This is a genomic window from Sphingomonas sp. 179-I 2A4 NHS, from assembly GCF_045369135.1.
Taxonomy (GTDB): domain Bacteria; phylum Pseudomonadota; class Alphaproteobacteria; order Sphingomonadales; family Sphingomonadaceae; genus Sphingomonas.
In genome coordinates this window covers 96352-119132 of the sequence record NZ_JBIQFL010000009.1, presented here as the reverse complement: position 1 = coordinate 119132, position 22781 = coordinate 96352, and the positions used below count along the sequence as shown (strand labels likewise).

General features: G+C 68.2%; 28 protein-coding genes, 1 tRNA gene and 1 pseudogene. 20 read left to right on the top strand and 10 right to left on the bottom strand.

The genetic code is table 11. The features are described from left to right. The 7 genes and pseudogenes from ACH0CP_RS14965 to ACH0CP_RS14935 all read left to right on the top strand — a co-directional run. A pseudogene (locus ACH0CP_RS14965) lies at positions 1–336 on the top strand (helicase); the annotation flags it as partial. 22 nt (positions 337–358) lie between these two features. Further along, positions 359–688: an RNA-binding S4 domain-containing protein gene (locus tag ACH0CP_RS14960; RefSeq protein WP_294444500.1), complete on the top strand. Its 330-nt coding sequence runs from the start codon at positions 359–361 to the stop codon at positions 686–688. A gap of 63 nt (positions 689–751) precedes the next feature. Beyond that, positions 752–1093, top strand: a complete 342-nt coding sequence (fdxA, locus tag ACH0CP_RS14955; protein ID WP_294444493.1) for a ferredoxin FdxA — start codon at positions 752–754, stop codon at positions 1091–1093. 368 nt (positions 1094–1461) lie between these two features. After that, complete coding sequence (locus tag ACH0CP_RS14950; protein ID WP_294444492.1) at positions 1462–1995, top strand: CarD family transcriptional regulator; 534 nt, start codon at positions 1462–1464, stop codon at positions 1993–1995. Positions 1996–2124: 129 nt separating this feature from the next. After that, the gene (locus ACH0CP_RS14945; RefSeq protein WP_294444491.1) at positions 2125–2850 is read left to right on the top strand and encodes a head GIN domain-containing protein; all 726 of its coding nucleotides are present in this window, start codon (positions 2125–2127) and stop codon (positions 2848–2850) included. Between the two features lie 55 nt (positions 2851–2905). Then, positions 2906–3637 carry a head GIN domain-containing protein gene (locus tag ACH0CP_RS14940; RefSeq protein ID WP_294444490.1) on the top strand — a complete coding sequence of 244 codons (732 nt, stop codon included), beginning with the start codon at positions 2906–2908 and terminating at the stop codon, positions 3635–3637. A 72-nt stretch (positions 3638–3709) separates the two neighbouring features. Next, on the top strand, positions 3710–4426 hold the full coding sequence (locus ACH0CP_RS14935; protein ID WP_406875774.1) for a GIN domain-containing protein: 717 nt from the start codon (positions 3710–3712) through the stop codon (positions 4424–4426). A gap of 47 nt (positions 4427–4473) precedes the next feature. Here ACH0CP_RS14935 and rpmG read toward each other — a convergent pair whose 3' ends face one another. Further along, on the bottom strand, positions 4474–4641 hold the full coding sequence (gene rpmG / locus ACH0CP_RS14930; RefSeq protein ID WP_017977469.1) for a 50S ribosomal protein L33: 168 nt from the start codon (positions 4639–4641) through the stop codon (positions 4474–4476). 168 nt (positions 4642–4809) lie between these two features. Here rpmG and ACH0CP_RS14925 point away from each other — a divergent pair, with 168 nt between their 5' ends. The 5 genes from ACH0CP_RS14925 to ACH0CP_RS14905 all read left to right on the top strand — a co-directional run bounded on the left by ACH0CP_RS14925 (position 4810) and on the right by ACH0CP_RS14905 (position 7088). Then, positions 4810–5127 carry a hypothetical protein gene (locus ACH0CP_RS14925; protein WP_294444488.1) on the top strand — a complete coding sequence of 106 codons (318 nt, stop codon included), beginning with the start codon at positions 4810–4812 and terminating at the stop codon, positions 5125–5127. 20 nt (positions 5128–5147) lie between these two features. After that, on the top strand, positions 5148–5714 hold the full coding sequence (locus tag ACH0CP_RS14920; RefSeq protein WP_294444487.1) for a TMEM165/GDT1 family protein: 567 nt from the start codon (positions 5148–5150) through the stop codon (positions 5712–5714). Between the two features lie 122 nt (positions 5715–5836). Beyond that, positions 5837–6334: a Dps family protein gene (locus ACH0CP_RS14915; protein ID WP_294444486.1), complete on the top strand. Its 498-nt coding sequence runs from the start codon at positions 5837–5839 to the stop codon at positions 6332–6334. 6 nt (positions 6335–6340) lie between these two features. Next, complete coding sequence (locus ACH0CP_RS14910) at positions 6341–6526, top strand: DUF1328 domain-containing protein (protein WP_294444485.1); 186 nt, start codon at positions 6341–6343, stop codon at positions 6524–6526. Between the two features lie 49 nt (positions 6527–6575). After that, positions 6576–7088, top strand: a complete 513-nt coding sequence (locus tag ACH0CP_RS14905) for a DUF6265 family protein (RefSeq protein ID WP_294444484.1) — start codon at positions 6576–6578, stop codon at positions 7086–7088. Between the two features lie 27 nt (positions 7089–7115). Here the strand turns inward: ACH0CP_RS14905 and ACH0CP_RS14900 are convergent, their stop codons facing one another. Next, the gene (locus ACH0CP_RS14900; RefSeq protein ID WP_294444483.1) at positions 7116–8009 is read right to left on the bottom strand and encodes a metallophosphoesterase; all 894 of its coding nucleotides are present in this window, start codon (positions 8007–8009) and stop codon (positions 7116–7118) included. Here ACH0CP_RS14900 and ACH0CP_RS14895 point away from each other — a divergent pair. After that, positions 8008–9600 (top strand): cisplatin damage response ATP-dependent DNA ligase, encoded by a 1593-nt coding sequence (locus tag ACH0CP_RS14895; protein WP_406875773.1) that lies wholly within the window; start codon positions 8008–8010, stop codon positions 9598–9600. The genes ACH0CP_RS14900 and ACH0CP_RS14895 overlap by 2 nt on opposite strands. A gap of 20 nt (positions 9601–9620) precedes the next feature. On the opposite strand, the gene ACH0CP_RS14890 is transcribed toward ACH0CP_RS14895, so the two are convergent. Together ACH0CP_RS14890 and ACH0CP_RS14885 are read right to left on the bottom strand one after the other, a co-directional pair. Further along, positions 9621–10790, bottom strand: a complete 1170-nt coding sequence (locus ACH0CP_RS14890) for a hypothetical protein (protein WP_294444870.1) — start codon at positions 10788–10790, stop codon at positions 9621–9623. Further along, complete coding sequence (locus ACH0CP_RS14885) at positions 10787–11098, bottom strand: PadR family transcriptional regulator (RefSeq protein ID WP_294444868.1); 312 nt, start codon at positions 11096–11098, stop codon at positions 10787–10789. Before ACH0CP_RS14885 ends, ACH0CP_RS14890 begins: the two co-directional genes overlap by 4 nt. 47 nt (positions 11099–11145) lie before the next feature. Between ACH0CP_RS14885 and ACH0CP_RS14880 the strand changes: the two genes are divergently transcribed. Further along, positions 11146–11727: a GFA family protein gene (locus ACH0CP_RS14880; protein ID WP_294444867.1), complete on the top strand. Its 582-nt coding sequence runs from the start codon at positions 11146–11148 to the stop codon at positions 11725–11727. 12 nt (positions 11728–11739) lie between these two features. Here the strand turns inward: ACH0CP_RS14880 and ACH0CP_RS14875 are convergent, their stop codons facing one another. The 4 genes from ACH0CP_RS14875 to recQ all read right to left on the bottom strand — a co-directional run bounded on the left by ACH0CP_RS14875 (position 11740) and on the right by recQ (position 15366). After that, positions 11740–12612 (bottom strand): sterol desaturase family protein, encoded by an 873-nt coding sequence (locus ACH0CP_RS14875; RefSeq protein ID WP_294444872.1) that lies wholly within the window; start codon positions 12610–12612, stop codon positions 11740–11742. 80 nt (positions 12613–12692) lie between these two features. Beyond that, positions 12693–13085 (bottom strand): hypothetical protein, encoded by a 393-nt coding sequence (locus ACH0CP_RS14870; protein WP_294444865.1) that lies wholly within the window; start codon positions 13083–13085, stop codon positions 12693–12695. Between the two features lie 10 nt (positions 13086–13095). Continuing rightward, a complete protein-coding gene (locus ACH0CP_RS14865; RefSeq protein WP_294444864.1) occupies positions 13096–13530 on the bottom strand; it encodes a TIGR01244 family sulfur transferase in 435 nt (144 codons plus the stop codon). Between the two features lie 72 nt (positions 13531–13602). After that, complete coding sequence (gene recQ / locus ACH0CP_RS14860) at positions 13603–15366, bottom strand: DNA helicase RecQ (protein ID WP_294444863.1); 1764 nt, start codon at positions 15364–15366, stop codon at positions 13603–13605. 87 nt (positions 15367–15453) lie between these two features. Between recQ and ACH0CP_RS14855 the strand changes: the two genes are divergently transcribed. Beyond that, positions 15454–15726 (top strand): GNAT family N-acetyltransferase, encoded by a 273-nt coding sequence (locus ACH0CP_RS14855; RefSeq protein WP_294444862.1) that lies wholly within the window; start codon positions 15454–15456, stop codon positions 15724–15726. Positions 15727–15748: 22 nt separating this feature from the next. Here ACH0CP_RS14855 and ACH0CP_RS14850 read toward each other — a convergent pair whose 3' ends face one another. Beyond that, positions 15749–17581 carry an ABC transporter ATP-binding protein/permease gene (locus ACH0CP_RS14850; RefSeq protein ID WP_294444861.1) on the bottom strand — a complete coding sequence of 611 codons (1833 nt, stop codon included), beginning with the start codon at positions 17579–17581 and terminating at the stop codon, positions 15749–15751. A gap of 98 nt (positions 17582–17679) precedes the next feature. On the opposite strand from ACH0CP_RS14850, the gene ACH0CP_RS14845 reads away from it, so the two are divergent. After that, positions 17680–18081 carry a hypothetical protein gene (locus ACH0CP_RS14845; RefSeq protein WP_294444860.1) on the top strand — a complete coding sequence of 134 codons (402 nt, stop codon included), beginning with the start codon at positions 17680–17682 and terminating at the stop codon, positions 18079–18081. Between the two features lie 109 nt (positions 18082–18190). Here the strand turns inward: ACH0CP_RS14845 and ACH0CP_RS14840 are convergent, their stop codons facing one another. Further along, positions 18191–20221: a S9 family peptidase gene (locus tag ACH0CP_RS14840; RefSeq protein ID WP_294444858.1), complete on the bottom strand. Its 2031-nt coding sequence runs from the start codon at positions 20219–20221 to the stop codon at positions 18191–18193. Between the two features lie 115 nt (positions 20222–20336). On the opposite strand from ACH0CP_RS14840, the gene ACH0CP_RS14835 reads away from it, so the two are divergent. The 4 genes from ACH0CP_RS14835 (at position 20337) to ACH0CP_RS14820 (ending at position 22706) form a co-directional block, all read left to right on the top strand. Then, positions 20337–20567: a hypothetical protein gene (locus ACH0CP_RS14835; RefSeq protein WP_294444871.1), complete on the top strand. Its 231-nt coding sequence runs from the start codon at positions 20337–20339 to the stop codon at positions 20565–20567. Positions 20568–20748: 181 nt separating this feature from the next. Then, positions 20749–20838: transfer RNA gene (locus ACH0CP_RS14830), tRNA-Ser, on the top strand. A 397-nt stretch (positions 20839–21235) separates the two neighbouring features. Then, positions 21236–22093: a type 1 glutamine amidotransferase gene (locus ACH0CP_RS14825; RefSeq protein ID WP_294444969.1), complete on the top strand. Its 858-nt coding sequence runs from the start codon at positions 21236–21238 to the stop codon at positions 22091–22093. A 70-nt stretch (positions 22094–22163) separates the two neighbouring features. Next, positions 22164–22706: a DUF1003 domain-containing protein gene (locus tag ACH0CP_RS14820; RefSeq protein WP_294444968.1), complete on the top strand. Its 543-nt coding sequence runs from the start codon at positions 22164–22166 to the stop codon at positions 22704–22706. The last annotated feature ends 75 nt before the right edge of the window (positions 22707–22781 follow it).

Below are 22781 nucleotides of genomic sequence, written 5' to 3'. Positions count from 1 at the left end.
GTGCTGGCGCGCGGCGCGCCGGGAGCGACGCTCGCCGCGGGCTATCGCCCGCTCGGCGCGCAGGCGGTGCGCGTCGACCTGGTCGAGCGAATCGCGCGGGCGGCGCACGACGCGCGGCCCAAGAAGGGCGGCGGGCGCGGCGCCTTCCAGCCCGATCCGGCGCTGGCTACATCAATGGGTCTGGACGCATCGACGGTGGCGCGGCTGATGGCGGAGCTTGGCTTCCGGCCGCTGCCCGAGGGGCGCTGGGCCTGGCGCGGGCGGCCGCCGGCCAAGCCCGTGGCGCCGCGACCCGACAATGCCTTTGCCGCGCTGGCGGCGCTCGGCCGTGGCTGAGGCGCGCGACGCCGGGCCGACGATGCGGCTCGATCGCTTTTTATGGTTCACGCGCCTCGCCAAGACGCGCGACGCGGCGCAGATCATGGCCACCGAGGGGCGGCTGCGGATCGACGGGCGCGTGATCGACCGCGCCCATGCTGCGGTGCGAATCGGCAACATCCTGACCTTCTTCAAGGCCGGCAACGTGCGCGTGGTGCGGGTGGAGATCCTGCCCGTGCGCCGCGGCCCCGCGCCCGAGGCGCAGCGCTGCTATCGCGAGCTGGAGGCGGGCGCCGGGCAGGGCCTAGGGCCGGGCGCAGATGGCGTCAGGAGTAGCGCGAACGTCTCGCAGGAAGGCGAGGGCAATTGACGATGGCCGGCGTGAGGCATAGCAGCGCCTTCACGTCGCCGATCGAGGGGAGTTGAACCGGCCATGACTTATGTCGTCACCGACGCCTGCATCCGCTGCAAGTACATGGATTGCGTCGAAGTGTGCCCGGTGGATTGCTTCTACGAGGGCGAGAACATGCTCGTCATCAACCCCAGCGAGTGCATCGACTGCGGCGTGTGCGAGCCGGAATGCCCGGCCGAAGCGATTCTGCCCGACACCGAGAGCGGGCTGGAGCAGTGGCTGGAGCTCAACGCCACCTATTCGGGCCAGTGGCCGAACGTGACGCGCAAGGGGGAACAGACCCCGGCCGACGCGGACGAGCACAAGGGCGAAGAGGGCAAGTTCGACAAATATTTCTCGGCCGAGCCCGGCGCGGGCGACTGATTCTCCGCACCACAGGTCGCCGACGGCCGCCGCGTCTTGGCGCGGCGGGCGATGGCGTATGGCCGCGTCGTACCGGTTCGGCGGCGGGGCTGCGCGCGACTCAGACCTATTACGTATTGCCCGTGCGCCCCGCGGGCCCGCTGCGGGACGGATTCAGGGCCATAAACCCGTAAAAACGCCAGTCATGCTGACACTTCGCGGCTGGTAATAATGTTGCAATGGTGCTATATACGTCCGCGACGGGCGTATCGATCTGAGCGCCTGCTGGAGAAGCTCAACCCTTCACGTACCATCCGCCGGAACGAGCGGGCATCTAGGCCCGTCGCTGGTGACGGATGACGTGATCAACCCCGAAGGGTCCGGTTCCTATGGCTGCCAAGCTGCTGCACTTCGATGTCGGTGATTATGTCGTTTATCCCAAGCATGGCGTGGGACGCGTCGTCGAGCTGCAGAAACAGGAAATCGCCGGCATGCAGCTGGAGCTGTATGTGCTCCGCTTCGAAAAGGAGAAGATGACGCTCCGCGTGCCGACCAACAAGGCCGAGAGCGTGGGCATGCGCAAGCTGTCCAGCGACAAGACCATGCGCGAAGCGATGGAAACGCTGAAGGGCAAGCCCAAGGTGAAGCGCACCATGTGGTCGCGCCGCGCGCAGGAATATGAAGCGAAGATCAACTCGGGCGACCTGGTGTCGATCGCCGAGGTGGTGCGCGACCTGTTCCGCGCCGAGGACCAGCCCGAGCAGAGCTATTCCGAGCGGCAGATCTTCGAGGGCGCGTGCAGCCGCCTCGCCCGCGAGCTTGCCGCGATGGAGCAGATCGACGAGCCGGCCGCGCAGGAGAAGATCCTCGACATCCTCCGCAAGGCCGCGGCGATCTACAACAAGGACAAGGTGCCGGCGTAACGCCTGCTGCTTGACCAAGCGACGAGGCGGCCTCCCGATCGGAGGCCGCCTTTTCTTTTGCCCGAGACGTGCCGTTTACATCTGTAATTGAAGGTGTATCATGCGGCAAACACACCAAGGGAGATGGTGATGCGCGCGACGGCCCTGATGCTTCTGTTTCTCGCTTCTGCAAGTCCGGCCCTTGCCGCCGAGGCGCGGGAGATCGCCGGCCAGCGGCAGGGGGACGCGATCGTCTATGACGCGCAAGGCTTCGACCGCGTCGGGCTGGCGACGCCGGCGACGGTGGAGGTGCGCGTCGGCCCGGCGTGGTCGGTGCGGGCGACCGGGCCGGCGGAGGCGCTGGCGAACCTCAAGATCGAGCGGGAGGGGGAATCGCTGCGCATCCGGCCGCGCGACGAGTGGAAGAAGGCGCAGGGCGACATCAACCGCCGCGTGCGCGTGCTGATCACGCTGCCGCGCCTTACCGGCGCCTCCGTGGCGGGATCGGGGCAGATGATGGTCGACCAGGTGAGCGGCGGCGAACTGCGCGGGGCAGTGAGCGGATCGGGATCGATCGCGTTCGGGCGCGTGGCCGTGGACGCGCTGGCAGTGTCGATCGCCGGATCGGGGACGGTCACCGCAGCGGGCACGGCGGGCAGGTTGCGCGTGCACGAGAGTGGATCGGCTACGTTCCGCGGCCCGGGCCTGCGCGCATCGGAAGCGTCGGTGGCGGTAGCGGGATCGGGCAGCGTCCGGGCAATCGTTTCCGGGCCGGCCGCGGTGTCACTGGTTGGCAGCGGCAGCGTCGACCTGGGGCCGCAGGCGCAATGCACGGTAAAGCGCGTCGGTAGCGGCCGGGTATCCTGCCGCGCCTGACGGGTTGCGAAGTTGAAACCTGTGTATTATAGAAATAATACACAGGAGGACCCATATGCGCTTACTTGCTCTCGCCATGCTGATCCCGCTCGCTGCCTGTGGCAGTGGCTCGGACGATGGGGCGCCGGGCGTGCAGGGGACGGGTAGCGGGCCGACGCGTACGTTCGCGGTGGCGGACTTCTCCTCGATCGAACAGCGCGGGGCGGACGATGTGGCAGTGAGCGTCGGTACCGGCTTCTCGGTGCGCGTGGAGGGCGCCCCCGAAGTGGTGGAGAAGGTGCGCATCCAGCGCGTCGGCGAGGCGCTGCGCGTCGATCGCGCGAAGACGATGGGAGTCGCCTGGAACGGCAAGGGCAGCGCCAAGGTGTTTGTCACCATGCCGCGGATCACCGGCGCGAGCCTTGCGGGATCGGGCGACATGACGATCGACCGGGTGGAGGGCACCGGCTTCGAGGGCAACATCGCGGGATCGGGCACGCTGACGCTCGGTGCGGTGGCGGTAGACACGATGGACGTGTCGATCGCGGGCGCGGGCAGCGCCAAGATGCGCGGCGAGGCGCGCACGCTGAAAGTGTCGATCGCAGGATCGGGCGACGTCGAGGCAGGCGAGCTCACCGCGCAGGAAGCATCGGTGAAGATCGCCGGCGCCGGCGACGTGAAGGCAGCGGTGAACGGGCCGGCGGACGTTTCGATCATGGGCGCCGGCGACGTCGACCTTGGTGACAAGGCGCGTTGCCGCGTGAGCAAGATGGGCGCTGGCGACGTGCGCTGCGGCACCGTCGAATAGCATCGCAAGCGGCGGCGGAGCGCAGGCAGGCCTTGCGCCGCCTGGCGGGTTGATGCGACGCGGGGGGCGATGATGCTTCGCCTCTCGCCGCTTGGCCTTTCCGCCGCCCTCGCCACAGCTGTAGCTGCGACACCGGCCGTTGCCGCCGAGCGCGTGTTCCAGGTCGGCAGCTATGAACGGGTGCGGGTGGACGGGCCGTTCGAGGTTCGGATCGTCACCGGCGGTTCGCCCAACGCCAAGGCCTCCGGCGACCGGCAGCTGATTGAACGGCTGGTGATCGCCGTGAACGGCCCGACGCTGACGGTGCGGCTGGGCAATGGCGGCTGGGGCGAGACGCCGGCCGGGCGGGTGACGCAGCCGCCGGTGATCACCCTGTCCACGCCGCGGCTGACGACGCTGGCGATCAGCGCCGGCGCGAAGGTGAGCGCGACGCGCATGACGGCGCAGCGGATCGACGTGTCGGTGGTGGGGTCGGCGACGCTGGCGGTGGACCGGGTGGATACCGATCAGCTGACCGCCTCGCTGACCGGATCGGGCGGCATGACGCTGGCGGGCCGCGCGAATCGCGCGGCGCTCGTCACCGACGGGCCGGGAACGCTCGATGCATCAGGACTGACGGTGAACGACCTGATCGTGCAGCTGGCCGGTGCCGGCGAAACCACGGCGGCCGCACGCTACACGGCCCAGATCACCTCCACCGGCCTTGGCCGCGTGACGGTGCTGGGCAATGCGAAATGCGTCGTGAAAGCGGTCGCCGGCGGACCGGTGATCTGTGGCAGGCCGCGATAAGGCGCGCCGCCACCGAGGCCGTGGCCCCGCGGCGGCAGCGCAGCGCCTTACTTGATCTTGGCTTCCTTGAACTCGACATGCTTGCGCACGACGGGATCGTACTTGCTGAAGCTCAGCTTTTCGGTCTTCGTGCGCGGGTTCTTCTTCGTGACGTAGAAGAAGCCGGTGTCAGCCGTGCTCACGAGCTTGATCTTGACGGTGGTCGGCTTTGCCATGACCCGCGAATCCTGTTCTTTGAAAACAACAAAAAGAGCGGCGAGCGTGGGCGCGCCGCTTCCAACGCTGGGCGAATGAGCGATCGGGCCCGCGAAGTCAAGTGAAACGGCCGTTAACACGACTTACACATGGGCGCGCTACGCTGCGTTCGTGAGGGGAGAGCGGTGATGAACGACGGCATCCAGGACTCGAGGCAGGACACCAGAGCCGAGCTGATGCGGCGGATCGGCGCGATCGAGTGGCGCGCCGGGGCCGCCGTGATCGCCGGCGAGCTCAACATGATTCGCCGAACCGCCGATCGCGCGCAGATGTTGCCGGCGGTGACGGTGGCGCAGATGCTGGAGCATGCCCTCGCGCGCGGCGAGCGCGGCCCGCTGATCCATGGCTGGCTGGGGATGCTGCGCGAGGCGGTGGGCAGCGAGCGGCAGGATGCGGCAGCCTCCGCCGCCTTTGCCGCGGCCTGCCAGGTCCGCTTCGCCGCCTGAGCCGCTGATGTGAACCACTGATGGACGTATTGATGGCGGCGCTGGTGCTCGGCGCCCTGTGTCAGGCGGGCGACAAGACGCCGTGGCTGGCCGCGATCCTTTCCGACCGGTTTCGGCGGCCCGGAATCGTCATCGCGGCGACGGCGCTGGCGCTGGCGTTCAACTATGTGCTTGGCGTGATCGCCGGCCGGCTGATCGCGCCGATGCTGACGCCGGAGGCGCGGCTGCTGCTGCTGGCGCTGGCGCTGGTGCTGGCGGGGCTGAGCACCACGTTTCGTTCGCGCACGCCGGATCGGCTGGGCGGGTGGCGGCTGGGCGCGTTCGGCACCAGCGTGCTTGGCCTGGCGATCATGATCTTCGGCGATCGCATGCAGTTCGTCGTCGTCGCGCTGGCGGCGGGCAGCGATCTGCCGTGGCTGGCGGCGGTGGGCGCGACGATCGGTGGGCTCGCGGTGGCTGGGCCGGCCGCGATCATGGGCGAGACGCAATGGCTGAAGCTGCCGCAGCGCGCGATCCGAATCGGCACGGCAGTGGTGCTGACACTGGCCGGCGTGGTATTCGGGCTGAGCGCGCTTCGGCTCATCTGAATTCATGCGTGCGCCGAGCCTGGGCTGATTTGGATTTGCCGTCTGCGTGATCGGAATCGCCGATGGAGCGATTCCGCAGTCGGTCCGTTATCGCAACGAACCCGCATTCTGGAGCCGAGATCATGGCCGATATCGCACCCGATCTGAAAACCCCGACCGATCTGCAGCGCAACGACACGCGCAGCGTGGCGGACGCGCTGAATTCCGCGCTGGCGGATTGCTTCGCGCTCTACCTCAAGACCAAGAATTTCCACTGGCACGTCTCGGGCCCGCATTTCCGCGACTATCACCTGCTGATGGACGATCAGGCCGCGCAGATCCTTGGCGTGACCGATGCGATCGCCGAGCGCGTGCGCAAGACCGGCAACGTGACGCTGCGCTCGATCGGCGACATCTCGCGTCGCCAGACGCTCACCGACAATGACCGCGACTTCGTGCCTGCCGCCGAGATGCTGGCGGAACTGCGCGAGGACAATCTGAAGCTGGTCGAAAGCTTCCGCGCGGTAAAGGAAGCCGCCGAGGAAGCGAAGGACAATGCCACCAGCGGCATCGTCGACGAATGGACCGATCAGGCCGAGGAGCGCGCCTGGTTCCTGTTCGAAGCAAGCCGGAAGGGCTGACGCGCCATGCTGAAATGGGCGCTCATCTTCCTCGTCCTCGGACTGATCCTGGGGGCGCTGGGCTTTGGCGGTATCGGCGGCGCGTTCGTCGGCATCGCCAAGGTGCTGTTCTTCATCGCGATCGCGATCTTCGTCGTGCTGCTGATCATGGCATTGTTGGCCGGCAAGGCGGTGAAGGACGTGATCGACTGACCTTCTGCCATGCGGTAGCCTCGGCGGCGTCCTGCGAGGGAGGCCGCCGATGCGCCGCATGATGTTCGCGCTGTTGCCCGTCACGTTTACGCTGACCGCGCCTTCCGCTGCGCAAGAGACGCGAAGCCTTGCGCCGGGCGCACGTTCACCCGCAGCGACGATCGACCAGCTTGGCTGGCTGGCGGGAAGCTGGACCGGCGAGGCGATGGGCGGGCCGGTGTCCGAGACCTATTCCGCGCCGCTGGGCGGCCGCATCACCGGGCATTTTGTCGCCAGCGATGGCAAGGGCGGCGTCTCCTTCACCGAACTGGTCGATTACGTGCCGGTCGGCCGATCGATCGCCTATCGCGTGCGGCATTTCGGCCCGGACATGAAGGGCTGGGAGGACAAGACCGGCAAGCCCGTGGTCTTCCCGCTCGTGGCGGTGGAGGGCAGCCGCTGGTATTTCGACGGCATGACGCTCGACCGTACCGCGCCGGATGCGCTCACCATGTGGGTGCGGATCGAGGACGGCGGCAAGGCGACGGACGTGCCGTTCCGGCTGGTCCGCGCGGCGCGCTGAGATGGTGCTATCGCGGATTGGCGCGCGCTAGCGGCCGGTAAGGCGGACGAGCCAGATGTCGGGCGGGGCGCCCAGGCGTAGCGGGAGCATGCTGGTGCCGAGGCCAGCGCCGACGATCACGGTGCGCTCCCCTTCGCGGATGATGCCGCAGCGGTAGCGCGCGCCGTACCGCGACGGGATCCACAGCGCGCCGATGAGCGGGAAGACGATCTGGCCGCAATGGGTGTGGCCGGCGAAGAGCAGGCGCGCGTCCGGCGGGAGCGACGGCGCGACGTCCGGCGAGTGGGTGACGAGGAGGCGGGCGCCGGGCAGGCGGCGGACGGCGTCCAGCGTGCGGGGCAGATCGTCCCGCCCGCTATAGGCGTCGCCCACGCCGCCGATCGCCAGCGGGCCGCGGGTGACGGCGTCGTTTTCGAGCAACGTGGCGCCGGCGGCACGCAGAGCCTGCGCCACCGCGGCGGGATCGCTGTCGTTATCGTGATTGCCGAGCACCGCGATGGTGCCGAGCGGCGGGCGCAGGCGGCGGAAGGCGGCGGCGAGCGCCGGGGCATTGGCGCGCGCGGTGGCGGGATCGTGGCCGTCGATGAAGTCGCCGGCGAGGAGCACGAGATCCGGCTTTGTCGCCGCGATCGCATCGACCGTGCGGGTGAGGCGCGCCGCGTCCATCGCGCCGCCGCCGAGGTGGATGTCGCTCGCCAGTGCGATCGTGACCGGTCGGGCGCCGGCCGGCCAGTCCGGCAGGCGCAGCGTCGCGCGTCGCACCACCGGATCGCCGTGCGCGCTCGTCCAGGCGGCGGCGAGCAGCACCACGCCGGCGAGCAGAGCGAGCAGGAGCGTCCAGAAGAGCAGGCGTGGTGCGCGCGACATGATGCGATGAGGTAGCCGGAGCGCATCGCCCGCGCCAAGCGTTGCACCTGCCATGCACGCCTTTGCGCAGTTACTCGACTCGCTCATCTACACCCGTTCGCGCAACGCGAAGCTCAAGCTGATCGGCGATTACCTGCGCACGACGCCGGACCCCGACCGTGGCTGGGCGATGGCGGCGCTGACCGGGGATCTCGACATTCCGGGGGTGAAACCGGCGGTGATCCGCGGGCTGATCGAGGAACGCGTCGATCCGGTGCTGTATCGCATGAGCCGCGACTTCGTGGGCGATTCGGCGGAGACGGTGGCACTGTTGTGGCCGGCGCCGGAGACGCCGCCCGAAGAAGGGCCGCTCACCGTCTCGCAGGTGGTGGATCAGCTGACCAGCCTGTCGCGCAGCGAGGCGCCGGCGGCGCTGGCGCGGATGCTGGATGCGCTCGACGCGGACGAGCGCTTCGCCCTGCTCAAGATGGCGACCGGATCGCTGCGCGTCGGGGTTTCCGCGCGGCTCGCGAAACAGGCGCTGGCGGATGCGTTCGGCGTGGATGTCGAGGCGGTGGAGGAGGTGTGGCACGGGATCGACCCGCCGTATTTGTCGCTGTTCGCCTGGGCCGAGGGGCGGGGTGAGCAGCCGACCGCCGCGGACGTGCCGGTGTTCCGCCCGTTCATGCTGGCGCACCCGCTGGAGGATCTGCGCGTCGACCTTCGGGACTATGCCGCGGAATGGAAATGGGACGGGATCCGCGTCCAGATCGTCCACGTCGCGGGGGAGACGCGGCTCTATAGCCGCACGGGCGACGATGTGACGCGCGCCTTCCCCGATGTCGCCGCCGCCTTTGCCGAGCCGGGGGTGGTGGACGGTGAATTGCTGGTGAAGGGCGAGGCGCAGGGCGGCGCGCTCGAGGAGGGCGGCGGCGCGGCGAGCTTCAACGCGCTGCAGCAGCGGCTGGGGCGCAAGGTGGTCTCGGCCAAGATGCTGGCGGAGGCGCCGGCGTTCGTCAGGCTCTACGACATCTTGTTCGATGGTGCGGAGGACCTGCGCGAGCTGCCGTGGCATGAACGGCGCGCGCGGCTGGAAGCGTTCGTCCCGCGGCTCGATCCCGAGCGGTTCGACATTTCCGCGCTGATCGAAGCCGCGGATTTCACCGAGCTGGAAGGCATCCGGGCCGGCGCGCGCGACGCGGCGATCGAGGGCGTGATGCTGAAGCGGCGCGATTCGCCGTACGTCACCGGGCGACGCGTTGGCCTGTGGTACAAATGGAAGCGCGACCCGCTGACCGCCGACTGCGTCATGATGTACGCCCAGCGCGGCAACGGGCGGCGATCGTCCTTCTACAGCGATTATACCTTCGGGTGCTGGACGGAAGGCGGCGAGCTGCTGCCGGTGGGCAAGGCCTATTCCGGGATCACCGACGAGGAGCTGAAGCAGCTCGACAAGTTCGTGCGCAACAACACGGTCAATCGCTTCGGCCCGGTGCGCGAAGTGGAGAAGACGCTGGTGCTGGAGGTGGCGTTCGATTCGATCCACGCCTCCAAGCGGCACAAGTCGGGCGTCGCGATGCGCTTTCCCCGCATCGCGCGGATCAGGACGGACAAGCCGGCGGCGGAGGCGGACACATTGGCGGCGTTGCAGCGGCTGGTGACGTGATGGGCGCCGCCAGCGCGCCGTCAGGCGAGGCCGACGCGCAGGTGCGCTTCGGGCAGTGGCGTGCCCAGGTCGCTACCTGCCCGCGATCCCGCGACGGGCGCGCCGGCGGCTGTCGGTAGTGCAAGGAGGCTCAGCGCATAGCCGATGACGGCGCTGCCGCCGTAGCCGACGAGGGGCGTCGGATAGTTGCCGAACGCGGACGCCACGATCGTCGCGAACCAGACGGCGCCGAACACCGCATAGGTCGGCCGTTTGGCGGGATCTTGGCGCCAGCCGATGATCGCCGGGATCAGGAGAAGCGCCAGCCCGCCCCACACGGCGATGCCGGCGGCGGGGTGAACGTCGAACGACGAATAGAGGATCTGATCGACATAGGGGACGGCCATCAGCGTATCGGCCTGCGCCAGCGTTGCCACGAAGCCGGCGACGCTCGCCGCCAGCGCGACGAGGACGTGGCGATCACGGCTGGTGATCGCAAGCGCGGCGAGGCTGAGCGCAAGGATGCCGGCCATGGCACGGTCGGGCTGGAGGGCGATGGCCGCAGCGGCAGCGACGATGCCGATCGTCGCCAGCGTCGTGCGGGCCCGCGAGAAGGCGACGAGCATCAGCGGCACCAGGATCGAGGTGGGCTGGATCGCCAGACCGCCCACGCTGACCCAGCGGGACGCGCCATCGACCCGGGCGCCGATCAGCGCCGTCGCCAGTAGCGCCGCCGCCATCGCCGCGATCACGGCCCCGGTCGCTGCCCGCCCCGCCGCCACGGCGCGCCCGAACAGCAGCAGCATCGTCAGGCCGATCACCAGCGCCCCGCCGTTGATGCCGAGGTACCGCGCCGGCGCAGCGGCGATGGCCATATAGGCAAGGCCGAGCAGGACGGCGCCGATCGCGCACGCAATGCCGACCGTGCGGGGGCGACGGATCATCTCGTACATGGTCATGCTGTTCGATCCTTTGCTGAACGCAGCGTCGCCGATGAGCGCGCCGAAGGGGTGAACAACATGCGCGGCGATGGCCCGCGGCATGAGCCCGCACAGGCTGTCGAGCGTGAACAGGAGCGCCCTGGTATCGTCCGGGATGCTGGCCGCCTCGTGACGGACGGCCCATCCCCAGGGCTGCAACGAAGGCGGCAGGGTGGCTTGCAGGGCGCGGCAAGCGAGATCGGTGAGGCGGCGGCGAATACTCAAGCTCATACCGTCGCCTCCCGCTGCTGCGGCGCCCGGCTTGCCGTGCCGCCGGGGGGATTGGCGCGGGCGATCTGCACGCCGCTCGCGGTCAGGCGGTAGACGTGGCGCGGCGGGCGCCCCCCTTCCGCCGGTTGCTGCCACTCCGCCTCGAGATATCCTTGCGATTCGAGGCGAATGAGCAGCGGATACAGCGTGCCGGACTTCACGCCGGCCTGGCGTGCGAGATCATAGCCGTGCGACCATTGGCCGCCGCGATCTAGGAGGACGGCGAGGACGTTCCGGGCATGAGGAGAGAGCGCACGCGTTCGAGACATTCACTATAACTCTACCTAGGTAGAGTTCCCGTCAAGCGGGAATCTGGATGCTGCTGCGCTCCTTCGTTGCGGTGTGTGAGTTGGAGCAGACGTTGGCGCTGGAAGTCGCGTGTGGTTCGGTCAAGCATCGAGGCGGCAGCGCTGCGCTGTGCTTTCGCGCGGAACAGGACGGACAGGCCAGCGGCGGAGGCGGGCAGGCATACGACTGCGCGGGAGGATGTATGGCGGGCATGAAAACGGGCGAGGTGAGGGGCGGGTGCCTGTGCGGGGCGGTTCGCCTGGCGGCGGCGGGTGCCCCCTATCGGGTCGGCCTGTGCCATTGCCTCGACTGCCGCAAGCACAGCGGCGCCCTGTTCTTCGCGGCGGCGATCTATCCCGAGGGTGCGGTGATCGTGACGGGCGAAACGCGTGCCATGGGCGGTCGGCACTTCTGCCCGCAATGCGGCTCCTCGATATTCTCGCGCTACGGCGACGAGATTGAGGTCAATCTGGGTGCGCTGGACGAGACCGACCAGTTCGTGCCGACCTACGAATGCAGGACGATCCGGCGTGAAGGCTGGATGCCGCCTTTCGGTCTCGACGCTCGTTATGAGCGCGATCGGACCGCGACGGGGCGGGAAGGCAATTAGGACGCGGTGGGATCAGCTTTCCGCCGAGGTCGAGCCCGGTGGCGCTGCAGCTATCTGACGCTCCATCCACCTCGCCTTCAGCGTCTCGCTGGTGTCGCGCGAGCCGTCGTGGCTCCAGCCGGGCGGGCGCCAGAGGTAGCCGAGCTTGGCGCCCCACGGCGCGGCGCGCAGATCGCGCGCGATGGCGATCCATTCGTGAAAGGCGGCCCAGAGAAGGTTGAAGCTGCCGAGCTGGTGGACGATGCCGTAGCGCGGGCGATCGTCGTCACGTTCGGGCTCGAAGGTGCGGAACAGGCGATCCCAGATGATGAACACCCCGGCATAGTTGCGATCGAGGTAGCGCGGGTTGGTGGCGTGGTGGACGCGGTGGTGCGAGGGCGTGTTCATCACCGCCTCGAACCAGCGCGGCATCCGCCCGATTACCTCGGTGTGAATCCAGAACTGGTAGATGAGGTTCAGGCCGGCGACGAAGAACACCATCGCGGGCGGAAAGCCGATCAGGAACAAGGGCAGGCGGAAGAGGAAGGCGAGGCTGAAGAAGCCGGTCCACGTCTGTCGCAGCGCGGTGGAGAGGTTATAATGCTGCGAGCTGTGGTGGATGACATGGCTTGCCCAGAACCAGCGGACGCGATGCGCGGAGCGGTGGAAGGCGTAATAGGCCAGATCGTCGATGACGAAGGCGACGACGAACCAATACCAGGCATAGCCAATATCGAAGAGGCGGAACTGGTGTAGCCAGTTGGCGAGCGCAAGGAGCCCGCCGGCGGACAGCACCCCGGCCACCGTGCTGCCGAGCCCGAGGCCAAGCGAGGTCAGCGTATCGCGCGGTTCGTAGCGCGTGCGATCCTTCACCCGCGCGACGATCATTTCCGCCAGCACGAGCATCACGAAGCCGGGCACCGCCAGGCTCACCGGATCGGGCAGCGCTGCCACCGTCACGCATCCTCTCTCTTGTTGAGAGGAGCTTACACCCGTGTCAGTTGCGGCGCCAGCCGGCGGACGTCGAGGTTGTCCACCCCGGCGACGAGCACTGTCCCGAAACGATCCTGCGTCGCGACCAGCATGCCATCGGCGGTTGCCCGCACGTCTCGCCAGGCGATCTCCCGCGCGGCGGTGCGCGCGCCATGCGCCTTCAGCACGACGACGCGCATGTTTTCGCCGAAGATCAGCGCGGCGCGGCGATCGGCACCCAGGGCCACCGAACGGGCGACGAAGCCGGGAAGCGCATCCTCGGCGGCGCGCATCGCTTCCTCCGGCCCTTCAAGCGCCGCATCCTTCCCGCCGAGCTTCAGCCGCGCGGCGATCCCGCCGAGCAGGAGCACCGCGGCCAGCGAGCCGGCAAAGACGAGCCAGTTCATGTGGCGACGATCAGTCGGCGGGCTTCACCGCATCCATCAACGGGCGAAGACCAGTGAGATCGTAGCCGGCGGCCCGCGCCTGCGTGACGAGTTCGTCCTGATCCGCGCCAAGCCCGGCCTGCGACAGCGCCCACAGGTTGCACGAGCGGGTGCCGGAGCGGCAATAGGCCAGCACCGGCCCGTTGGCGTTCGAAAGCGCGTCGATCATCGCCGTCACTTGCGGCATCGAGAAGCCGGCGTGGGTGACGGGGATCGCGGTATAAGCCAGGCCGTGATCCTCAGCCGCGGCGCGGATCGCGTCACCGCTCGGCTGACCGCCTTCCTCGCCATCTGGGCGGTTGTTGACGATCGCGACGAAGCCGGCCGCCTTGATCGCGGCGATATCCTCTGGGTCGATCTGCGGAGCGACCGAGATACGGTCATCGATGCGGCGGATGTCGAGCATGATGCGCAGATAGCGCAGGTTGGCGCGGGGGAGAACCGGTTCGTCGGTGTTGGCGCGGTTCTTTTTGGGCGCTCAGTTCTCCCGGATCACGCGCAGGAACGCGTCTCCATAAGCGTCGAGCTTGCGCTGGCCGACGCCGGTGAGCATGCCGAGCGAGGCGCGCGAGGCGGGGCGCATCCGGGCCATGTCGCGCAGCACCGAATCGTGGAAGATCACATAGGGCGGCACGCCGGCCTCCTGCGCCAGTTCGCGGCGGCGGGTGCGCAGCGCGTCGAACAGCGGATCGTTGACCGGATTGGGCGCGTGATCGCCGCGGCGGCGCCGTTCGCGCTTGGGCGGAATGACGAGCTTCAGATTATCCTCGCCCTTGATCAGCCCCCGCGCGGCGGGGCCGAATTCGAGGCCGCCGTGGGGATTGGTGCGCAACGCGTCACGCAGCAGCAGGGCGCGGCCGACCGGCTTCAGCAGCATGCGCTCCTCGCCATCGACGATGTTCCACACCGACAGCGCCTCATGCCCGTTCATCAGGCTGCGCTCGGACGACTTACCGGTCAGCACCTCCTCGATATAGGTGGAGCCGAAGCTTTGCCCGGTGCGGAAGACGGCGGAGAGATACTTGCGCGCCGTCTCGGTCGCGTCGATCGCCGCCGGGGGTGACAGGCAATTGTCGCAATTGCCGCATGTTTCCGGGGGCTCTTCGCCGAAATGGGCGAGCAGGATGCGGCGGCGGCAGCCGGCGGTCTCGACCAGCGCGCCCAGTGCATTGAGGCGCTGGCGCTCGCCGGGCTGGCGGTGCGGCTCCACTTCGCCGATGCGCTGGCGGGCGCGGGCGAAATCGTCGGCACCCCAGAAGAGATGCGCGATCGCCGGATCGCCGTCGCGCCCGGCGCGTCCGGTTTCCTGGTAATAGGCCTCGATCGACTTGGGCAGGCCGGCATGCGCGACGAAGCGGACGTCGGGCTTGTCGATCCCCATGCCGAACGCGACCGTGGCGCAGATCACCATATCCTCGCTGGCGACGAAATCGGCCTGGTTCTTCCGGCGCACCTCGGGATCGAGCCCGGCGTGATAGGCGCGCACGGGCCGGCCGGTGGCGGTGCGCAGCGCCTCGGCGAGCTTCTCGGTCCCGGCGCGCGAGGGAACGTAGACGATGCCGGCACCCGGCGTGTCGCGCACGATATCGGCGATCTGGCGCGTCGTATTGTCGCGCGGGGTGATCGAATAACGGATGTTGGGCCGGTCGAAACCGGCGACGATCATGCCGTCGTGCGGGATGCCGAGCTGATCGAGGATGTCGGCGCGGGTATGCTCGTCGGCGGTGGCGGTGAGCGCGAGCCGCGGCACGGCCGGGAAGCGATCGAGCAACGGGCGCAGCAGGCGGTAATCGGGACGGAAATCATGCCCCCATTCGCTGACGCAATGCGCCTCGTCGATCGCGAACAGCGCGACGCGGCCGCGGTCGAGCAGGTCGCGGAAGTCGGCGGTGGAGGCGCGTTCGGGCGCGACATACAACAGGTCCAGCGCGCCATCGAGGAAGCGGCCGCGCGTCTCCGCCTTGTTTTCGTCGACGCTGGTGAGCGTGGCGGCGCGGATGCCGACCGCCTCGGCCGCGCGCAGCTGATCGTGCATCAGCGCAATGAGCGGCGAGACGACGATGCAGGTGCCATCGAGCATGGTCGCGGGCAGCTGATAGGTCAGCGACTTGCCGGCGCCTGTCGGCATCACCGCCAGCGTCGACTGGCCGGCGAGCACACGATCGACGACGTGACGCTGGACGCCGCGGAAATCGGGGAAACCGAACAGCTTGTGGAGGACGGAAACGGGATCGGCGGCCATTGCGGGTGGCTCTAGGCGCCCGGTGCCGGCGTGTCACCCGCGCGACCGGTGCTTTCATCCCGCCGCGCGAGCCCCTAGGTTCCGGCGATGAACAAGGTACGCGACAACCGGGCCGAACAGGAATTCGAGCTCGACGTGGACGGCCATCGCGCGATCGCCGCCTATCAGCGCGAGGGCGAGCGGATCGTCTTCACCCACACCGTCGTCCCGCGCGAGATCGAGGGGCGGGGCGTTGCCTCGCGCCTGATCCGCGCCGCGCTGGACAGTGCGCGCGACCAGGGGCTGAAGGTGATCGCGCAATGCCAGTTCGTCGCGGCGTTCATCCGCAAGCATCCGGAGTATCGCGACCTGCTGGCGTGAAGCGCGCGCGGGCGGCGGCGGATCACTCCGCGATTTCGGCGTCCGTTTCCTCTTCCTCGCGGCGCTCGTTCGCCTGGCGCGCCCATAGCTCGGCATAGGTGCCGCCGGCGCGCAGCAGCTCGGCATGGGTGCCCTGTTCGACGACGCGGCCGGCCTCCAGCACGACGATCTTGTCGGCGTGGACGATGGTGGACAGGCGGTGGGCGATGACGATCGTCGTCCGGCCGCGCTCGATCGCGTGGAGCGTCGCCATGATGTCCGCCTCTGTCCGGCTGTCGAGCGCGGAGGTGGCTTCGTCGAGGATCAGGATCGGCGGGTTCTTGAGCAGGGTGCGCGCGATCGCGACGCGCTGCTTCTCGCCGCCCGACAGCTTCAGCCCGCGCTCGCCGACGCGGGTGGCATAGCCGTCTGGCTGGCTTTCGATGAAGCCCGCGATCGCCGCCCCGCGCGCGGCGGAGCGGATCTCGGCATCGTCGGCACCTTCGCGGCCGTAGGCGATGTTGTACCCGATCGTGTCGTTGAACAGCACCGTATCCTGCGGGACGATGCCGATCGCGCGGCGCAGGCTGGCCTGGGTGACCTCGGCGATATCCTGGCTATCGATGGTGATGCGGCCACCGGTGAGATCGTAGAAGCGGTACAGCAGCCGGGCGAGCGTGGACTTGCCAGCGCCGGACGGGCCGACGACCGCGACGGTGGCGCCGGCCGGGATGTCGAGCGTGATGCCCTTCAGGATATCGCGACCGGGATCATAGCCGAAGCGCACGTTCTCGAACTTCAGATGCCCGCGGGAGACGTTGAGCGGCTTGGCGCCCGGTGCGTCGACCACCTCCGACGGCGTGTCCACCAGGTCGAACATCGCGCCCATGTCGATCACGCCCTGGCGGATCGTGCGATAGACCATGCCGAGAAGGTCAAGCGGGCGGAACAGCTGCGACAGGAGCGTCGAGACGAGCACCACGTCACCGGCCGAGAAGCGGCCCTGCGCCCAGCCCCAGACGACGAACGCCATCCCGGCGCCCAGCATCAGGTTGGTGATCGCGGCCTGGCCGATGTTGAGCCAGGCGAGGCTGTTTTCCGAGCGCACCGCCGCCTTGGCATAGGCGCCCATGGCGGCATCGTAACGCTTGGCCTCGCGATCTTCGGCGCCGAAATATTTCACCGTCTCGAAGTTCAGCAGCGAATCCACCGCATGGGCGACCGCGCCGGTATCGAGGTTGTTCATTTGCTCGCGCAGGGCAGCCCGCCAGTCGGTCACCTTACGGGTGAACCAGATGTAGACGACCACCATCACCAATGTCGCGGCGACGAGCGGCCAGCCGAACTTCACCCAGAAGATGCCCAGCACCAGGGTAAGCTCGAGCACCGTCGGCGCGATGTTGAACAGGAGGAAATAGAGCATCGTATCGATGCTCTTGGTGCCGCGCTCCACCACCTTGGTGACCGCGCCGGTGCGGCGTTCGAGGTGGAAGCGCAGAGACAGATCGTGAAGGTGGCGGAACACCTGCGCGGCGAGGCGCCGGGTCGCTTCCTGCCCGACGCTTTCGAACACCGTGTTGCGAAGGTTGTCGAACAGGGTGGTGCCGAACCGGGCCGCGGCATAGCCAACCACCAGCAGGATGACGAGCATCGCCGGCGAGCGCGGCACGCCGGCCATGCCATCAACCGCGCCCTGCAGCGCGAACGGCGCGCCATAGACCTGCACCAGCTTCGAGGCGACGACGAGCGCCATCGCGCCCGCGACGCGCAGCTTCATGCCGGGCGCGTCGGACGGCCAGAGATAGGGAAGGAAGCGGCGCAGCGTCGGGCCGAGAGGGCGATCTGCGCTGCGGGTGGTCGGATCGGTGGGGGGCATTGCCGCGCTATGTCGGCGCGGCAGGGCTTTCGTGCAATGGTTTGGGAATCGTGGAAGGGGGTTGCGCGGGCCCCGCCGGTTGGGAGAGGGGCGCGCGCATGGTCGACAAGAGTTGGGGGCTGCCCCCCGCGCGTTCCCCCGGTGAAGCTCGCAAGCCGATTGAGCCGCTCGCCCGCGAGCCGCTGACGGCGCGGCTCAATGCCCGCGCATCGGCGCGCGCGGCACAGGCGGCGCAGCGCGAGGCGGAGCGGCTCGCGAAGAGGGAAGCGAACGTCGCGCTCGCGGCGCGCGATCCGCATGCCGCCGCCGCGCAGCGCCACCGCGGATCGGGCCGCAAGGACGTGGTGCGCGAGCAGCGCGACACCAGCGGCTATCGCATGGTGGCGGACGAGGCGCGCATCCGCATGCTGGCCTCGCGCGGCGCCTCCCCGCAGAGCCTCGCCGACGTCCTTGGCCTGCCGATCGAGACGATCCGGCAGGCGCTGGCGGACGCCGAGTAGGGGGCTCCTGCCGCTACTTTCCTCCCGTTCGTTTCGGGGCAGTCGAGAGACCGGGCTCAGCGTTTGGCGCTGGTCTCCCGACGCTGCCCGAAACGAAGGGCGGTGGCAGTCACTTCTTCGGCGCGAGGCCCGTCACGAACTCGGCGCCGTGGCGGATCTCCGCGGTGGAGCCCTCCAGCGCGTTGCCGATCGGCTCCGCGCGGCCGCCAAGGCAGGGGGCGAGGAAGTTCTCCGTCACCGCGTTGAACGCGATGTTGTTCACCGGCCGGGCAAAGCCATGGCCCTCGTCCGGGAAGACGACATAGGTGACGGGGATGTTCTTTGCCTTCATCGCGTCGACGATCTGGTCGCTTTCGCGCACGTTGACGCGCGGATCATTGGCGCCCTGGCCGATCAGCAGCGGCTTCCTGATCCTGTCCGCGGCGAACAGCGGCGAGCGTTCCTTGAGGATCGCCTGGCCTTCCGGCGTCGTCGGGTCACCCATGCGGCGGTACATCTGCTGCTTGCCCGCCTCCCAATAGGCCGGGATCGAGGCGAGCAGGGTGTTGAGGTTCGACGGGCCGACGATGTCGACGCCGCACGCGAAAGTGTCGGGCGTGAAGGCGAGGCCGGCGAGCGTCGCATAGCCGCCGTAGGAGCCGCCCATGATCGCGACCTTGTCCTTCGTCGTCACACCCTCGCGCACGGCCCAGTCGACCGCGTCGAGCAGGTCGTCGTGCATCTTCTTGCCCCATTCCATGTTCCCGGCGGCAAGGAACCTCTTGCCGAAGCCGGTGGAGGCGCGGAAGTTGACCGAGAGCACCGCATAGCCGCGGTTCGCGAGCCACTGGTGGTAGCTGTTATAGCCATAGCCGTCGCGGTCCCACGGCCCGCCGTGGACGAACAGCACCATCGGCACGGGCTTGTCCGCCTTGCCATCGCCGTTCGCGTCGACGCCCTTGGGCAGCGTCAGATACGACACGAGATCGAGCCCGTCGCGCGACTTGATCACCGTCGGGATCATCGGGACCAGCGGCGCGCCGACGAGCGCGGGGCGCGAGACGTAAAGCTGCTTCAGCGCCTTCGCCTTGCGGTCATAGACCCAGGTGGAGGCGGGGGCGGACACCGGATCGAAGGCGACGAGCCATTTGTCGTCCGCCTCGGTACGGCTGGTGACGGTGAATTCGCCTTTGTTCTGCGCCTTGAGGAAGGCGAGATCCGCCTTCACTGCATCGCCGACGGGCACATATTCGCTGCGCAGATAATCCTGGCGGTATGCCTCGATCACGCCGGTCTTGGGATTGAACAGGCCGTTGCTGATATCGACGCGCGGATCCTGCGCGATCAGCGTCATCTTGCCGCTGGAATCCTGTGCCATGAGCGCACCGGTGTCGCGATCGCGCGAATCTGCCCAGTAGAGCGTCTTGCCATCGGTGGTGAAGCCGAGCGCGCCGGTCGTCGCGCTGTCATCCAGGCCGTAGGAGACGATCGGTGTCGGCTCCACCTTGCCGTCCGTCACGCGGAACCAATCGTCACCGCCATCGGCGCGTGGGCGTGAGGCGAGACGCACGTTCAGCGCATCATCGGCGACAAAGCCGCCATAGCCATCGTTCTGCATCACCAGCGTCAGCTTGCCGGTCTTGAGATCGAGGCTGTGGACATCGTGCCAACGCGGATCGCGATTGTTGAGGCCGATCAGGATCCGGTCCTTGATCACGGTGCTGGCGCCGATCGGCATCACGCGCACCTTGTCGAACGGCGTGTAATCGCGCGCGTCGCCGCCGGTGACCGGAACACCATAGAGGCGGAAGTTCTCGTCACCGCCCTTGTCGTTGACGAACAGCACCTGGCTCGAATCCGGCGCCCAGAAGGTCTGGCGGATCGGGCGCGCCTTTTCCGCCGTCAGCGGCCTTGCGGCCGAGGGATTGTCGGCCGGGGCGACCCAGACGTTGAGCACGCCGTCGCGCGGGGCGATGAAGCTGATCCAACGGCCGTCGGGCGACAGCTGGCCCCCGGTCTTTTCCGGATTGCCGAACAGCTTCGACCGCTCGATCAGCGGCACCGCCGCGTCAGGCCGGGCTCCCCCGGGCGCCGCCGCAACGGCCGCCGCCGTCAATGCCATGCCGGTCGCGGCCAGCAGCAGTTTCGTCGCGAGGCGCATGCTCTTCCATCCCCCATCATTATGGTGCCGACTGTGTCACGCGAATAGCACACCGGCAAGAGCAAACGGAACAGTTTGAAGGCCTTGCGGGTTTAAGGGCGGAGTGGAGGCGATGATGCAACCGATCTTCTTCGTGCTGGCGATCATGGGCTGCGGCGACGACGCCACGGGCTGCGCCGAGGCCCGGATCGAGCCGGTGCGCTATGCCACCGTGCACCAGTGCCGCGCCGCCCTTCCGCAGGCGCTGGCGCGCAACACGGACCTCGCATTTCCCGTGATCAGTGCCGCCTGCCGATCGAACGGGCCGATCATCGCGAAGAACGACAAGGCTGCGCCGCAGGGCTGAGGGCGTGGGCGCTTAGCGCTGGCTGGGTGCGGCGGTCCAGCGGGTGAACTCGGTATTTTTTTGTGTGGCAACGTCGGGCGTGGCGCTCGTGTCGGCGCCCGACGGGGCCGATGTCGCGAACCCCAACGCGGACCTTGATTAACGCCGCACTCCCCGCTACGTCCCCGCTTCCGCCAGGCCTGGAGACGTGGGTGAGTGGCTGAAACCAACGCTTTGCTAAAGCGTCGTACGGGAAACTGTACCGAGGGTTCGAATCCCTCCGTCTCCGCCACCTTCCTGTCTGCCGCGCCGCTCGGTTGACGACCACGGTGACAGCCGCTGCATTCGATAGCTCAGTGGCGGTGATCTTCGTCGCGCTCCATCAACTTCGTTGAGCGCCTTCGGCGGGCCACCCCGAAAGGTGCGGCGAAGATTTGCATCAAGGTGCGATAAGGCGCTGACCGCCCTTTGATAGCTCGGCCACGTGCTCGCGTTCGCCCTTGGGCAGGAGCTGCCGCGCCGCCTGACGCAATCGGCATTTGCACTGCAACCTTCTGTTTCCATTGGTGTTCTTGGAAGGCTCGCGCGCCGCGGACTTGCGGTAACAGCACGGGCTCTCCCGAGAACCGCAGAACCTCGACGAGATCTGTTGTCGCGGCATGCTGCGCCGCTTCTTGCCGCGAGTTCGCATGCGCTTCCTGATCGCCGAAAGTGAGCCGCCCGCTGCGCGTGAGAAGCGCCGCGAGAGCGTCGGACGCAGTTCGGGTGAGACCTTCCTCGCTCGCCTGGGCCATCTCGTCCCCGGAGCCGTCTGTGATCGGGTGAAGCCGGCGGATCGCGGTACCTGCATCCCGTCACTGGGCGCCCTGGAAAGCTATGACGCGGTGTTCCTGACCGGCTCTCCGCTGCATCTGTATGAGGACACCCCCGAGACGCGGCGCGAGATCGAGTTCATGCGCGCGATTTTTCGCTCGGGCACGCCGTCGTTCGGATCCTGTGCCGGGTTGCAGGTCGCCGTCGTAGCGGCCGGCGGTACCGTCCGGTCGATGCGGGAGCGTCGCGAGGCAGGCTTTGCGCGCCGAATCGTGCGGCAGACCAGCGGCGAGGGCCACCCGCTCCTCGAAGGCCGGCCACGCGTGTTCGACGCGCCGGCGATCCACACCGACGAGGTGGAGGCGTTGCCGCCAGGCGGCTCCTTGCTCGCCTCCAATGCCGTGACACGCGTCCAGGCAGCGGAGATCCGGCACGACGGGGGCGTCTTCTGGGGCGTCCAATATCATCCGGAGATTTCGCTGCGCGAGGTTGCGGCCGCGCTGCGCCGGCAGGCGGACGACCTAATCGAACAAGGGCTCGCCCGCGCGACGAGCGATGTGGAGACACATGCGGCGCTGATCGAGGCGCTTTACGGGGAGCCCGAACGGCGCGATCTCGCGTGGCGGCTCGGCGTCGATGAACAGATCACCGATCCGACGAGGCGGATGACCGAACTGCGCAACTTTGTCACCAGCCTCGTGCTGCCGGTGCGATCGGCGCGCGGGCGTGGGTGAGCGTCACGGGTCGCTGCCGCCGCATGGCTTGCCGGTGCGTTACCATTGATCCTCCGAGGAGCCCGCTGCGATGGACGACGCTGCCCTGACCCACCCGTCCCCGGCACCGCCCGGCCTCAGTTCCGTGCTGGAGCGCAACATGCAGCGGATGCGGGAGCGGCGGGCGCAGGAGGAAGCCGAGGCCACGCTCTCCGAGCGCGTGTCGGACGCGATCACCAAATTTGCGGGAAGCATGACTTTCGTGATGATCCACGCAGTGGCCTATGGCACGTGGATCCTCATCAACCTGGGTGTCGTGCCGGGTCTCAGGCCGTTCGACCCCAGCTTCGTGATGCTTGCGATGGAAGCGAGCGTCGAGGCGATCTTCCTTTCGACGTTCGTGCTCATCAGCCAGAACCGGATGATGGGCGCTGCCGCCAGACAGTCGGAGCTCGACCTCCAAATCAACCTCCTCACCGAGCATGAGCTGACTAGGCTGGTGGCGCTGGTTGACGCCATGGCGCGGAAGATGGGGGTGGACGCCGTGCGCCCGAGTGAGCTCGACGAAATCAAGCAGGATGTGTCACCCGAGGCGGTGCTGGACGGGCTGGAACGACAGGAGGACGAAGCGTGAAGGTCCCCCTGGCTTGATGCCGGGCCTCCCGACCGCAGGCGAACCGATGACATCGCGATCGAGCGTCGAAATGCG